This is a genomic window from Streptomyces sp. NBC_00005 (assembly GCF_045160215.1).
GTDB lineage: Bacteria > Actinomycetota > Actinomycetes > Streptomycetales > Streptomycetaceae > Streptomyces.
Genome location: NZ_CP108316.1, coordinates 6,169,049 through 6,181,317 on the forward strand (window position 1 = coordinate 6,169,049; position 12,269 = coordinate 6,181,317).

General features: G+C 69.9%; 12 protein-coding genes. 5 read left to right on the forward strand and 7 right to left on the reverse strand.

Going from position 1 to position 12,269, the window contains the following annotated elements; genetic code table 11:
- Positions 1–12: 12 nt before the first annotated feature.
- On the reverse strand, positions 13–681 hold the full coding sequence (locus tag OG303_RS28395) for a response regulator (RefSeq protein ID WP_405871860.1): 669 nt from the start codon (positions 679–681) through the stop codon (positions 13–15).
- A complete protein-coding gene (locus OG303_RS28400; protein WP_405871862.1) occupies positions 678–2,714 on the reverse strand; it encodes an ATP-binding protein in 2,037 nt (678 codons plus the stop codon). The genes OG303_RS28395 and OG303_RS28400 overlap by 4 nt, the downstream gene beginning before the upstream one ends.
- 210 nt (positions 2,715–2,924) lie before the next feature.
- On the opposite strand from OG303_RS28400, the gene OG303_RS28405 reads away from it, so the two are divergent.
- On the forward strand, positions 2,925–3,398 hold the full coding sequence (locus tag OG303_RS28405; RefSeq protein WP_405871863.1) for a hypothetical protein: 474 nt from the start codon (positions 2,925–2,927) through the stop codon (positions 3,396–3,398).
- A 624-nt stretch (positions 3,399–4,022) separates the two neighbouring features.
- A complete protein-coding gene (locus tag OG303_RS28410; RefSeq protein WP_405871864.1) occupies positions 4,023–4,397 on the forward strand; it encodes a hypothetical protein in 375 nt (124 codons plus the stop codon).
- A 313-nt stretch (positions 4,398–4,710) separates the two neighbouring features.
- Here OG303_RS28410 and OG303_RS28415 read toward each other — a convergent pair whose 3' ends face one another.
- The 5 genes from OG303_RS28415 to dhaM all read right to left on the reverse strand — a co-directional run bounded on the left by OG303_RS28415 (position 4,711) and on the right by dhaM (position 9,269).
- Positions 4,711–5,883 (reverse strand): hypothetical protein, encoded by a 1,173-nt coding sequence (locus OG303_RS28415; protein WP_405871866.1) that lies wholly within the window; start codon positions 5,881–5,883, stop codon positions 4,711–4,713.
- 982 nt (positions 5,884–6,865) lie between these two features.
- On the reverse strand, positions 6,866–7,252 hold the full coding sequence (locus OG303_RS28420) for a hypothetical protein (RefSeq protein WP_405871868.1): 387 nt from the start codon (positions 7,250–7,252) through the stop codon (positions 6,866–6,868).
- Between the two features lie 815 nt (positions 7,253–8,067).
- Positions 8,068–8,487, reverse strand: coding sequence for an ATP-binding protein (locus tag OG303_RS28425; RefSeq protein WP_405871869.1), 420 nt, complete (start codon positions 8,485–8,487; stop codon positions 8,068–8,070).
- A 112-nt stretch (positions 8,488–8,599) separates the two neighbouring features.
- Positions 8,600–8,893, reverse strand: coding sequence for an HPr family phosphocarrier protein (locus OG303_RS28430; RefSeq protein ID WP_405871870.1), 294 nt, complete (start codon positions 8,891–8,893; stop codon positions 8,600–8,602).
- Positions 8,877–9,269: a dihydroxyacetone kinase phosphoryl donor subunit DhaM gene (gene dhaM / locus OG303_RS28435; RefSeq protein ID WP_405871871.1), complete on the reverse strand. Its 393-nt coding sequence runs from the start codon at positions 9,267–9,269 to the stop codon at positions 8,877–8,879. The genes OG303_RS28430 and dhaM overlap by 17 nt, the downstream gene beginning before the upstream one ends.
- 61 nt (positions 9,270–9,330) lie before the next feature.
- Here dhaM and OG303_RS28440 point away from each other — a divergent pair, with 61 nt between their 5' ends.
- The 3 genes from OG303_RS28440 (at position 9,331) to dhaK (ending at position 12,168) form a co-directional block, all read left to right on the forward strand.
- Positions 9,331–10,110 carry an IclR family transcriptional regulator gene (locus OG303_RS28440; RefSeq protein ID WP_266516198.1) on the forward strand — a complete coding sequence of 260 codons (780 nt, stop codon included), beginning with the start codon at positions 9,331–9,333 and terminating at the stop codon, positions 10,108–10,110.
- A gap of 292 nt (positions 10,111–10,402) precedes the next feature.
- Entirely contained in the window at positions 10,403–11,173 is a 771-nt protein-coding gene (locus tag OG303_RS28445; protein WP_405871872.1) for an MIP/aquaporin family protein, read from the forward strand.
- Positions 11,170–12,168 (forward strand): dihydroxyacetone kinase subunit DhaK, encoded by a 999-nt coding sequence (dhaK, locus tag OG303_RS28450; RefSeq protein WP_266516191.1) that lies wholly within the window; start codon positions 11,170–11,172, stop codon positions 12,166–12,168. The genes OG303_RS28445 and dhaK overlap by 4 nt, the downstream gene beginning before the upstream one ends.
- Positions 12,169–12,269 lie beyond the last annotated feature (101 nt).

Consider the following 12,269-nt stretch of genomic DNA (forward strand, 5'->3'; position numbering starts at 1 on the left):
GGCAGGGGTCGTTCACTCGTCGCGGCCCAGGCCGGCCTCGCGGGCGCGCAGCGCGGCGGCGGTCCTGTCATGCACCTGGAGCTTCAGCAGGATCGCCGAGACGTGGTTGCGGACCGTCTTGTCCGAGAGGCTCAGGCGGCGAGCGATCTCCCGGTTGCCGCAGCCGGCCGCCAGCAGGTCCAGGACGTCGCGTTCGCGGTCGGTGAGGAGGGGGAACGCCCGCATCGCGCAGTCCGCCGCGCTGCGGGAGGTGAAGAACTCGGCGATACGGCGGGCCACGGACCCTCCGTAGGCGGCGCCGCCCGCGGCGACCTGGACCACGGCGGCGACGATCTCCCCCCGGTCGGCTCCTTTGACCAGGTAGCCGCTCGCCCCCGCGCGCAGGGCCGCGAAGACGCTGTCGTCGCCGTCGTGCATGGTGAGGGCCAGCACGCCGGTGCCCGGGCTGTGCTGCCGTATGGCCCGGATGGCGTGGATGCCGTCGGTGCCCGGCATGGACAGGTCGGTGATCACGACGTCGGGAGTGTGCAGCCGTACGGCGTCGAGGAGTTCCGCCCCGTCCGCCGCCTCGGCGAGGACCTGGACGCCGGGGTCGCTGTCGAGGGCGGCCCGCAGTCCGAGCCGGTACATGGGGTGGTCGTCGGCGACGACCACGCGGATCGGTGGCCGCTCGGGTGTCATGACCGCTCCTTGAGGGGGAGGTGTGCGGTGACCGCCGTTCCGCCGAGGCGGCCGGGCGAGTCCACGACGAGTGTCCCGCCGTGCGACGCGACACGGGCCCTCATGCTGTCGAGGCCCACTCCGGTGCCGGCCGGGGGCGGGTCCGGCCGGTGCCGCAGACCCTGGCCGTCGTCCTCCACCCGGATGGTCAACTCGCCGTCGGTAAAGGCGAGTTCGACGAGTGCCCGGGTGGCCGCTGCATGCCGCACCACGTTGGTCAGCGCCTCGCACGCGATTCGGTACGCCGTCGTCTCCACGTCCGGGGGAAGCCGGGCCGGCCCGGCCGGGCCCGTCACCCGGACCGGCAGATCCGGTGCGAACGACCGCGCGCGTTCACGCAACGCACCGAGCAGGTCCAGGCGGTCGAGGGTTCCCGGGCGCAGGTCCTGGATGATGCGCCGGACCTCGGCGCCGGACGCGTCGGCCTCGGCCCGGGCCGCCTCCACCATGCGCCGGGTCGTCGCGCCGTCGCCGGCCTCGAGGGAGTCCGCGGCGACCTGGAGCGCCAGGGCGATTCCCATGAGGGCGGGGCCGAGGCCGTCGTGCAGGTCCCTGCGGAAGCGGTCGCGCTCGGCGCGGGTGGCGTCGATGACCCGGTCGCGCTCCGCCGCCAGCTCCTGGGCGAGGGCATCGGCCCGTACGGCTGCGGCCATCGAGGGGGCGAGGGCGTGGAGCACCTTCAAGTCGGCGGCCGTGTACGGCTCCTGGGTCGTCCGGTCGGCGATCCGCAGCGTGCCGACCGGCGTTCCGGACAGCCGCAGCGGGACATCAGTGGCGGGTGCGGAACCGGCCGGCCGCGCGCCGCACCGGGCGAGCAACTCGCCGTCCGCACCCAGGAGTTCGGCGCCGGGAGCCCGTACGGCCTCTGCGGTGGCGGTGAGCACCGCGGTGAGCACGCCCCCGTCGGCCTCCTCGGCGCCGGTCGCGAGCCGGTCGCCGACGCGGGCCAGCGCCCGCAGGGGGTCGCGGCGGTCGCCGTACACGAAGCGGTCCACGGCCCGCTGCAGCCGGTCCCGCAGCGGGGCAAGCCCCACCGCGACCAGCGCCGCCGCCACCACGCCCGGCAGGACTCCGTGCCCGAGGGTGGCGCCGGCGAGCGCGGTGGTGCCGAGGTAGGCGGCGACGACGGCCGCGGTCAGGGTGCCGTACACCAGCCAGCGGCGCAGCACGAGATCGATGCCGAGCAGCCGGTGGCGCAGCACGCCGACGCCGATGGCCACCGGCAGCAGCATGCTGATGGCGTTGGAGACGATCCGGTCGGTGAAGAACGTGGTGATGCCGATCGGCGGCAGGACGGCCACCAGCCATGCCAGTTGCTGCCGTTGCGGTGGTCGCGAACGCACCAGGCGTACCCCGGTGTCGACCCAGATGGCGGGCGTCGCGGCGGCGAGGAGCACGAGACCCGTTCCGAACGCCGCGGAGCGCAGGACGGCGGGGGCGTACAGCGGCGGTTCGCCGTGCGCGACCATGTCGTCGTAGAAGGACGGGCTGAAGACACCGGCGACCACCACCAGCGCGAGCCCGGCCGTCGCCGTCCACGCGAGCACCCGTGCACGGGGTCCCTGCGGTCGGCCCTCGGGATACAGCACCAGCAGCACGCTGTACGGCAGCAGCCAGGCGGGCAGCCACAGCGTGCTGAACAACTGGGCGGCCAGGCGGGCGGCGGGCCATGCCGGGTCGGCCACCGAGGCGCCGTACGCGCCGTACGCCTGGAACAGCGCGGTGAGCGCGAGCAGGAGACTCACGGCGGTCAGCAGCCGTCCGACGGCGTTTCCGGGGCGCAGGGTGGTGAGGGCGGCTCCGGTGACGGCCCAACTGACGGCGGCGAGCGTGATGCTCAGGGTGTCGCGCCCGAACTCGCCGGTGTGCGCGAGCAGTCCGTGGTCCGGGAGGTACGCGATGAACGTGCCGCCGGCTCCCGCGAGCGCGGTGACGGCGGCCGGGGCCCAGGCGAGGGCCTGGTCGTGTCGCTGTCGCGCGGTGTTCTCGGCCATGGCCACCACACACCTCCGGGCCCGACCGCGGTCGGAGCGTGCCCCCAGTCTGGCAGCGGACGTGTCCCGGTGACCCGGGACCGGAGTCCTTGCTCCGCCGGGTCAACTGCCCGGCCGGGTCGGGGTCGTTGTCAGCGGCGGGGCCGCGGGTGGCGGGCGCACGGTGGTGGCCGAGTGGTCCGGCAGGGGCCGCCGACCGGGGGAGGACCCGTGGAATCCACAAAGCCGATGCCGATGCCGAAGGGAAGCGACAACGTCGTGCGTACGGCCGTCGCGGTCGCCGCCGTCGCTCTCGGCGTGATGCTGGTCGGTACGTACGTGCGCACACCGCTGAACGGCGACACCTGGGACGTGTCGACCAGCCAGCACGGGCTCGGAGTGCTGCCCCTGCTGGTCGCGTTCGCCGTGGTGGGCAGCGCCGTGGTGTTCGGAGTGGTCGTGCGGCGTGCCGCGGCACGGCCCGCCGAACGCACCGGTCTCCGCGCCTTGTTGCTGGCCGTGCTCGGTGCGGCCACGATCGTCGTGTTCTGGACAGGGCTGCCGGTGATCCTCGCGGTGGGGGCGGCCGTCCTGGCCAGGTCCTCGCACGCCCGGACCGGCCGGTGGAGCCCGCCCGCGGTGACGGCCGCGGTCCTGGCCGGGGTGACGCTGCTCATGGCGGGGTGGCTCGCCTTCGCGGGCTGAGGAGTCGTCACCCGCGGGGGCCGGGCCCGGCTACGGGGGGCGGGCCCGGTCTCCCCGGCGGTGGATTCCTTGTATTGTTCGGCGGAATATTTCCGCGGCTCGCCACCATCGAGGAACCCGAACACCGTCAACTTCTCCGGCACTTCGGGTTTGCCGGTGACGACGGAGACAGCGACTAATCCCGTTCCCTCTTCGAGCCGGGGCGGGTGTGCGGGAACATTCGGCAGTATCAACGGTCATGGATCTTCAAGGCATTGGTTCTCTCGCCTCCGCGCTGGTCGCCCCCACCCTGGGGGCGTTCCGGAGCCGGCGGACCACCCGCTGGAACAACTCCGACAGGTCTTCCGGCGCCAACCGTTCGACAAGCGCAGCAGTCGTCACCCCAGACTGCCGCAAGATCACGCCAACTGAAATGACGTCATAGCCGTATTCACCTGCGTCGAGTCATTGCCGGCGTGTCCGGAGGTCGGCTGGCCAGCTCATTTCGTTCTGGATCGAAGTGATCGGCTTCGGCAGCCGCAGCATCAAGGATGGGCAAAGCCGTCGGGAGAGCGGCCGGGAGACCGAAGGCCCGTGCCGCCCCGGCGTTCCATCGCCATGTCACGACCTCAAGGGGGAAGAATCATGCGTCGTCGCAGTGTTGGCATCCTCGCCGCGGCCGGTGCACTCACCGCATCCGTCGCGGTGTCCGCCCCGGCCTCGGCCGAAGTGAACCATCGAACCTGCCCCAAGGGCGCCTTCTGTGTGTACTCCGGCAACTGGGAGCAGGGCAGACTGCTCCTTGCGACACAGGGCAACTGGTCCGGCACCATCTTCAACGTCCAGTCCACCTTCAACAACGGCTACCCCGACCCTGGCGCCGACCATGTCCAGCTCGACTACGAGGCGAGCGGCATCAGCTACTCCACCTGCATCCACTACGCCCCCGGCTCCGGCCAGTACGAACACAACTGGGCCGACATCACCGTCAAGTCCGTGACGTGGCGCGGCGAGTGCTGATCCGGCCTGCCCCAGTGCACTCGAATTGACCCCGCACTACGCGCAGTTGCTGGCACGCATGGCCGAGGCGCATGCATGGGCGGCGGAACGGCATTCAGCGCAGCCGGGAGTCAAGCAGGACGCATCTGGCGGTGGCCGGGTAGCAGCCCAGCAAGCTGAAATGACGAACGGGGGGAACGAACCTCAAGTTTCACGGCAGCCACTGCGCAACAGTCCACGCTGACACCGGTAGCTCGGACAGGGAACACACTCCGACGTGATGGCTACGGCGGCCCGGACCGCATGGTCCGGGCCACTGGCGTGCTGGGCGCGGTCAGGCGGCGATGGCGTCTCGTGCTGCGTCGATGAAGCTGATACGGGCCCCGATGAACTGCTCCTTGGCGGTGGCGACGTTGGCGTTCGCGTGATCGATGCTGAACTCGAGCAGAGGCGTGAAGAGACCAGCCATTTGCGGCACCACCGTGTTGAACTGGGTGAACTCTTCCATGGCCCTGATGCCGAGAGCTCCCATACTGGAGTCCCAGACTGTCCCGGCGAGGAAAGCGGTGAGGGGGTCGTGGGCAGTGGCGGCCGCCAGTTCGTCTCCCACGGCCAGGTGCTGCTGCATCTCCTCTATGACCTGGAGAGGACTGGCGAGTGGCTGCATCGACGCCGTCAGGTCCTGGAGCACGGTGAGGAGCTCTGGTGGCAGGTCGTCGGGGTCGACGCCTGCGGGAATGGGGTTTTGGAGTCTGTCGCGCAGGTTGGCGAAGACGCCCAACAGGGCGGGCAAGGCCGCGGATATGGCGGCGAGCGCCTGATCGTTGGCGATCGGCTGGCCTGCCTCCATAGCCCGTGCCAGAGCGCGCAGTTCGACCACCGGCATGAACGACAGGAACGGCTCGATGAGCGGCCGGAGCTCAGGGTTGTCGTCCATTCCCCGTCTCAGATCGCTCATGGCCGCCCGCGCTGCCGGCGGGTCATCGAGGGCTGCGCAGACACGGATCAGGTCGGTGACAACAGCGCTCCCTCTCAGGGTGGCCTCCGCTTGGGCGGTGAACTCCGGTAAGCCGAGTGGCGCGGCCAGCCGGTCGTACGCGGTGTCCAGGTCGTCCGTCGCGGCCTGGATGCGCTCCTGGGAGAAACTGTCGGTCTGGAACACGCCTCCGAGCACTGATCGGTGGACGCATGCGGCGTCCAGGTGCAGGACCGCCCCGGTCATCTCCATGGCCGCTGCGTAGAGGTGTTCACCGGCCTCCGTCACCTCGTGCGGGCCGTGCATCGCGACGGCGGGCAGGGCGTTTTGGATGTCGCGCATCGCTGTCTTCAAGGGCTCGTACAGGGTCGGATCAAGACGCTTGCGGGATTCGATGTCACGGCGGCGGGTGTGCGCGTATTCGGGCCGTGCGACGGCTTCCCAGGCGTGCGTGGCCGCTTCGATGAAGTCGGTGGCCGCGTCGGTGAGTCGGCTGGAGGCGCTCTGGCGCTGGGTGCGCAGCCACTGCATGTGTTGATCTTCGGCTTGCCGGCGGGCGACTCCGCGTCCGACGGGGTAGGCGATCGCGGCGGTTATGAGGGTGGCGGGGACACCGATGAGGGCGGCGAGGACTTCAGGCTCCATACCGGCTGATCCTCGCTCACCGTCAACTCCCTGTCACAGATTCGGATCAGTCGTCTGTTCAGCGTTCAGCTCTCTTCTCTACGTTCGCAGCGTCCCTGGGCTTCCCGTTCTCGCGTGCGGCGAGCAGTTCCTCGATTGACATCGTGCGGCCGTGGTTGAGGATGATGTCGGTTATCCGCAGCTGCTTACCGCCGCTCATCCAGCGGACATGACCGCACCCGGCTTGGCGCTGTGATCTCGGTTGAGCACAGCTTCGCCGCCGCCCGGCCAGCGGATGGTTCAGTGGCGCTCTACCGGCTACGATCCGTCACGCTCGGCCCGGAGTGGAAAGCGCAATTCATCTACGTGCATACGGTCGAGGTGTCCTGAGCACCGGCGGCTTTCTACCGGGCGGCCCCTCGTCAGTGCACCCATCCGCGCAGGCGACGGCTCTGAACCACGGCCGTGGGTTACGGAGCGGTGCCTTCACCCTTCGCCCGGCTGCTGCCGAGACGCTTCAGCCGGGCGACGAGAGGCGTGCCAAGGGTGTGCCATCTGTCAGAGAAAGCGCAGCTAGGAGTTTTCTCGGGGCGGGGCTGTGACCTGCGGAGACGTCGACTGGTGGGCGCCTGGCCTGGGACAACACCCCTCGGTACTTCTCACGTGTTCACGGGGTTTCCCGGCCTCATGTGTGCTGTATCCGTTCCGGCACGGCGCAACCCCGGATCCCGTTGGTAGTCACTGGGTGCGAAACCGTACGCCGCCCGGCAAATGAAACCGCCTGAACCACTACAGAACAGCCACACCGCCCCATGGCGAAAGAGATAGGGCGCCCCCGGGTCCGGGCCCCGGTGTCGGGCGTCCGGCTCGGCGCCGGGGCCCGAGTGAGCTACTTGCCGAGGACGAGGGTGTTGTCGCACCCCAGGCGTGAGCCGATGTTGGTGGTTTGCGGGCCGGGTGAGACCTCGCCGTTGGACCAGTTGCCGTACGCGGACTCGCCCTGTACGTCGGTGTTCTCGTCGGTCGCACTGCATGAGGTGCTCTGGGTGATGACGATCGTCTTGCTCTCCTCGCCCTGGCGCTTGTGCACGTGCCCCTTCCCGTGCACGTGCCCCTTCCCGTGCACGTGCCCCTTCCCGTGCACGTGCCCCTTCCCGTGCACGTGCCCCTTCCCGTGCCCCTTCCCGTCCCCGTGGGCGTAGGCGGTGCCGGCGCCGAGGAAGCCGATGGTGCCGAGGAGGACGGCTACGACAGCCGTCTTGCGAGTCTTGCGCATGTCTTCTCCGAGCGTTGAAGCGGACGCGTATGCGATCCGCCACGTCATAAGATGGCGAGAGGTTAATAAGTAAATGTCTGATATCGGCTCGTCGGCACGCCGGATCGTCTGATCAGCGAGCGGGGCGTCGGCTCGGCGGTCGGCTCAAGTTCCCTGTGCGGTCAAGGCATTACGAGGCCGAACGCGGGCGTAGGCGCTCCGCGCCGAACCACCCGTGTGGCCGCGCCGCGAGCGCGAGGCGGCGTGGGCCATTCGGCGCTGAACCAGGGGCACCGACGAAACTCCCGGGTGGTGTCGGCGAGTTCGCCTCACGACGGCGCAGCTCGACGGCGTCACGCGCCGTGTACGACGGGGAGCGACCTCCGACAGCGCGGTGAGCGACGAACTGGGTCTGGTCCATAGTGGCACGCGTGTGGCACGACCTCTGAAACGCCGAAGGGCCGGCCTGGGAGGCCCCCCTGGGCCGGCCCTTCTCACTGTGCCCCCGGCAGGATTGGAACCTGCGACACCCGTTTCAGGAGTGGGATCGAATCCTTGACCGAGGGTGTTCGCTCGTGCCGGATGGTGCCGTCCTCGCAGGTCAGTGCCGACCGGCAGCACGATCGGTCCTGGCTGAGGCGGATTGTGCTCCGCCGTCCGCTCACGCATCGCGTACGCATGGCAGTGGGCACGCTGCCGGGGCGATGGCCGGGCACGGCCAAGTGCTCGTGTCTGCCGGACGGCGCCGCGGCACAAGGCGGCACCTCGCCGGTTCGGCCGTTCCTCGTGGCCTGCCGCGAAGTGCCCAGGGAGGTATGGCTGCCGTCCATGGCTGGTCAAGCCCCCATCTGGAGAACCGCCCATCGGGTGGTCCTCTTGGGGTGGCGTGATATCCCGTGTCGTGCGGAGAGGGCTGCCACGATGCCGGTCCCACGACCGTTTTCCCTGTGTTCGGCAGGGTGGGGGCTGTCGTGCGACGGGCGTCGTCGAGGCACCGGCCCCGAGTCCGTGACCTCGATGCACAGGGCGCGGCGGCCGCCGACCTCGGGCAGGGACAACCGCAGCACTGCCGGCGGCAGTGCGTGGACGATCGCGTTGGTTGCCAGTTCCGAAATCACCAGGAGGGCGTCGTCGGCTGTCGGGGTGGGCACGCGCCACTGAGCGAGGGCGGTGCGTGCCCGTCGGCGTACGGCGGAGACGGCCTCGGGGATGTGCGGCAGCCGGCAGACGTGCTCGACCCGTGCGGGCGGGTCCACCTGGGGGTCAGACGTGCTCGTGGCAGGTGCGCCCACTCTCGGCCATGTCCACCGGTCTTTGCTCCTCATGTCGGAAGCAGCTGCTGGCTTCATGCCGCTGCTGGCGGCCGGGTCACTCGGCATTGGAGAGGATCTGGGCCAATGTCGTGACGGCCTGTTCGGCGTCGTGGCCTTCTGCGCGGACGGTCACGGTGCTGCCGACGGTGGCGCCCAGGCCCATGACGGCGAGGACACCGGTCGGGTTGACCGTCCGGTCGGCGTACTCCAGTTGTATGGCACTGGTGAATGTCGCTGCGGCGCGGGCGAGTTGGCCTGCGGGACGGGCGTGGAGGTTGGCGGGCAGGACGACGGCCGTCTCGTGTGTGGACGGGATCGTCGCGTTCGTGGACTCAGAGCTTGTGGACATGACGGGCCTCCTTGGCGGCGTCGGCGACGGTCTTCAGGTCGGCGCCGGACGCGGCGGTGACGACGGCTGCAACGGCTCCTTCGACGAAGGGCGCGTCGACGATCAGCACGTCGGGGTGGGGATGGTCTTCCAGGACGGTGCGTGCGGTCAGGACGGAGCTGCCGAGGTCGGGCAGGACAACGACGCCGGCTCCGCGGTCGACGCTGCGGATGGCAGCGAGGACGAGGTCGTAGCTGGTGCCGATCCGGCCGTCGTCGGTGCCTCCGGCGGTGCCGAGGGGAACCGTGTCGGAGCCGATCTGCTCCACCAGCAGGCGAAGGCCCGCGGCGAGCTCGGCGCTGTGGGACACGAGTACGATGCCGACAGATGTGCTCATGAACAGCTACGTTAAATGTCGGAACACTGTTCAGCAATAGTGAACTAAGGAGAAAATTTCGATGGTGCAGGCGGTGCAGCGGGCGGTGCAGATCCTGCGGGAGCTCGCGTCCACCGGTCCCCGGCTCGGAGTGACCGAGCTGGCCGACCGTCTGGGCGTGGCCAAGCCGACCGTGCATGCGCTGCTGCGCACGCTGGAGGCCGAGGGGCTGGTCGTACAGGACCGGGACAGTTCGAAGTACCAGCTCGGTCCTGATCTGGTGCAGCTGGGTAATGCCTACCTGGACACCCAGGAGCTGCGGACCCGCTCACTGACCTGGGCGGACCAGCTCGCGAACCGGACGAATGAGGCGGTCTGGGTGGCCGTGCTCACCGGTGACCACGTCCTGGTGGTGCACCATGCGTTCCGGCCCGAGGGGGCTGTGCAGATTCTCGAAGTGGGCGCCAGCATCCCGTGGAGCACGTGTGCTCTGGGCAAGGCCATCGTGGCCTTCCTTCCGGTCGGCGAGCGTGAGCGGCTGCTCGCGGGTGAGCCGGCGGTGCTCACCGGTGCCAGCCTCACCGATGCCCAGGAGCTGGCAGGTCAGTTGAAGGAAGTCCTCAGGACGGGGTACGCAATCGAGGACCAGGAGTCCGCCATCGGGGACGCGGGTATCGCGTCTCCCGTCTTCGACCGTTCCGGCGAGGTGGTCGGCGCTCTCGGCATCGTCGGGCCCGTCGAGCGGTTGCTCGCGGAATCGGCACGTCAGGAGCTTGCGGTCGCCGTCCGGGAGACCGCCCGCAATCTTTCCCGCGACCTGGGCGCCCCCCGTGGGACGGCCGCACGCAGCACGGTGACCTGACCCGCCCCTCTGATTCAGGCCCCTCGGCAGCTGCCGAGGGGCCTTTTTCGTATCGACGGAACGCGAGGGCTGCCGAAGCCCTTGACAGGCCGGAAACGCGGCCTTAATTTCCAGAACAACGTTCATCCATGATGAACGCTTTGCAGCCGGAAGCTTAGAGCTCCCCGGCTTCCCCCTGAGCGGCCGCCAGGTTGCCCGACCCTGACCACCTGGCGGCCACCTCCCCCTTCACAGCCCGCTCCACGCGAGGAGGTGAGACGCCCAAGCCGCCGCTCGGCGCTGGGCGCCTTCCATGGAAGAAAACACTTACTCACAGAAGCTCGTGGCCGAGACGCTGGGCACCGCAGTGCTGGTGTTCATCGGCGTCGGCTCGGTCCCCGCGACGCTCATCGTCGGCGGCGACGCCCCGTTCACCATGGCGCAGCTGGGAATGATCTCGCTGGCCTTCGCCACCGCCGTCATCGCCATGGTCTACGCGATCGGCCATGTCTCCGGCTGCCAGATCAACCCGGCCATCACCCTGGCGCTGGCCGCGACGAAGAAGATGCCCTGGCGGGACGTCCCCGGCTACATCGCGGCCCAGGTGGCCGGGGCGGCGCTGGGAGCTCTGGCAATCGTCGGGGTGTTGGGGAAGAAGGCGGTCGACGTCGGCCTCGGCATCGCCGCCTACGGCAGCGGAGTCGGCGCCGGCCAGGCCTTCTTCGCCGAAGCCGTGGGCACCTTCATCCTCGCCTTCATCGTCTTCGGTGCCATCGATCGCCGCGCGGCCGGAGGTTTCGCCGGTCTGGCCATCGGCCTCGGCGTGTTCGCGATCATCATCCCGGTGGCCCCGGCCACCGCGGCGTCCATCAACCCGGCCAGGACGCTCGGTCCGATGATCACCGGCCAGTTGTTCGGCGGCACGGTCCACTGGAACCAGCTGCCGGTCTATCTCGCCGCCGAAGTCATCGGCGCGGTCGCCGCCGGTTTCCTTTACGTCGCCCTGAACGCCCGCCGCGGCGTCACCACCGCCACCGAGGCAACGACCGCGCCGGTCGCCGCCGCTGAAGGAGCCCTGTCATGAAGAAGCTGATCAACGCCCCTGAAGCGGTGCTGGCCCAGGCACTGTCCGGGATCGCCGCCGCCCACCCCGGCCTGAAGGTCGACGCAGAGAACAAGGTGATCGCCCGCGCCTCGGGTACCAAGCCGGGCAAGGTCGCCCTCGTCTCCGGCGGCGGTTCCGGGCACGAGCCCCTGCACGGCGGCTTCGTGGGCGGGGGCATGCTCGACGCGGCCTGCCCCGGCGAGGTCTTCACCTCGCCCGTGCCGGGTCAGATGCTGGCCGCGGCCCAGGCCGTCGATGGTGGCGCGGGCGTGCTGTTCATCGTGAAGAACTACACCGGCGACGTCCTCAACTTCCAGATGGCCGCCGAACTGGCCGTCGACGAGGGCATCACGGTGGAGACCGTCCTGGTCGACGACGACGTCGCCGTCCAGGACTCCACCTACACCGCAGGGCGCCGCGGCACCGGAGCCACCGTCTTCGTCGAGAAGATCGCCGGAGCCCTCGCCGAGCAGGGCGGCAGCCTCACCGAGGTCGCCGAGATGGGCAAGCGGGTCAACGCCGCATCCCGGTCCTTCGCGGTGGCGCTGACCGCCTGCACCACCCCCGCCTCCGGCAAGCCCGGTTTCGACCTGCCCGAGGACGAGATGGAGGTCGGCGTCGGCATCCATGGCGAGCCCGGCCGCCGCCGCGAGAAGCTCCGACCCGCCAAGGACATCGTGGCGACCGCGCTGGACGCGATCCTCGCCGACCAGCCACTGAGGGCCGGTGACGAGACCATCGTCATGGTCAACGGCCTGGGCGGCACCCCGCTCATCGAGCTGTACGTGGTCTTCAACGAGGTAGCCGTCGCACTCGCGGACAAGGGTGTGGTCATCGCCCGCAACCTCGTCGGCAACTACGTGACCAGCCTCGACATGGCCGGTGTTTCCGTCACCGTGTGCAAGGCCGATGCCGACATGCTGTCCCTGTGGGACGCTCCCGTGAACACCCCGGCCCTGCGCTGGGGCATCTGACCGAGCCGGGGGCCGGGCCACGCGCGACGCGAGGGCCGGGCCGGTCCTTCCCGCCGTCCGCCCGCCCGGACCGCACCCCTCGTGTCTTCCCCCGGCCCTCG

Bases quoted from the DNA above. Each gene is read 5' to 3' on its own strand.
- OG303_RS28395 (WP_405871860.1), bottom strand. From the start codon at position 681: ATGACACCCGAGCGGCCACCGATCCGCGTGGTCGTCGCCGACGACCAC.
- OG303_RS28400 (WP_405871862.1), bottom strand. From the start codon at position 2,714: ATGGCCGAGAACACCGCGCGACAGCGACACGACCAGGCCCTCGCCTGG.
- OG303_RS28410 (WP_405871864.1), top strand. From the start codon at position 4,023: ATGCGTCGTCGCAGTGTTGGCATCCTCGCCGCGGCCGGTGCACTCACC.
- OG303_RS28415 (WP_405871866.1), bottom strand. From the start codon at position 5,883: ATGCAGTGGCTGCGCACCCAGCGCCAGAGCGCCTCCAGCCGACTCACC.
- OG303_RS28420 (WP_405871868.1), bottom strand. From the start codon at position 7,252: ATGCGCAAGACTCGCAAGACGGCTGTCGTAGCCGTCCTCCTCGGCACC.
- OG303_RS28430 (WP_405871870.1), bottom strand. From the start codon at position 8,893: ATGTCCACAAGCTCTGAGTCCACGAACGCGACGATCCCGTCCACACAC.
- dhaM (WP_405871871.1), bottom strand. From the start codon at position 9,269: ATGAGCACATCTGTCGGCATCGTACTCGTGTCCCACAGCGCCGAGCTC.
- OG303_RS28440 (WP_266516198.1), top strand. From the start codon at position 9,331: ATGGTGCAGGCGGTGCAGCGGGCGGTGCAGATCCTGCGGGAGCTCGCG.
- OG303_RS28445 (WP_405871872.1), top strand. From the start codon at position 10,403: ATGGAAGAAAACACTTACTCACAGAAGCTCGTGGCCGAGACGCTGGGC.
- dhaK (WP_266516191.1), top strand. From the start codon at position 11,170: ATGAAGAAGCTGATCAACGCCCCTGAAGCGGTGCTGGCCCAGGCACTG.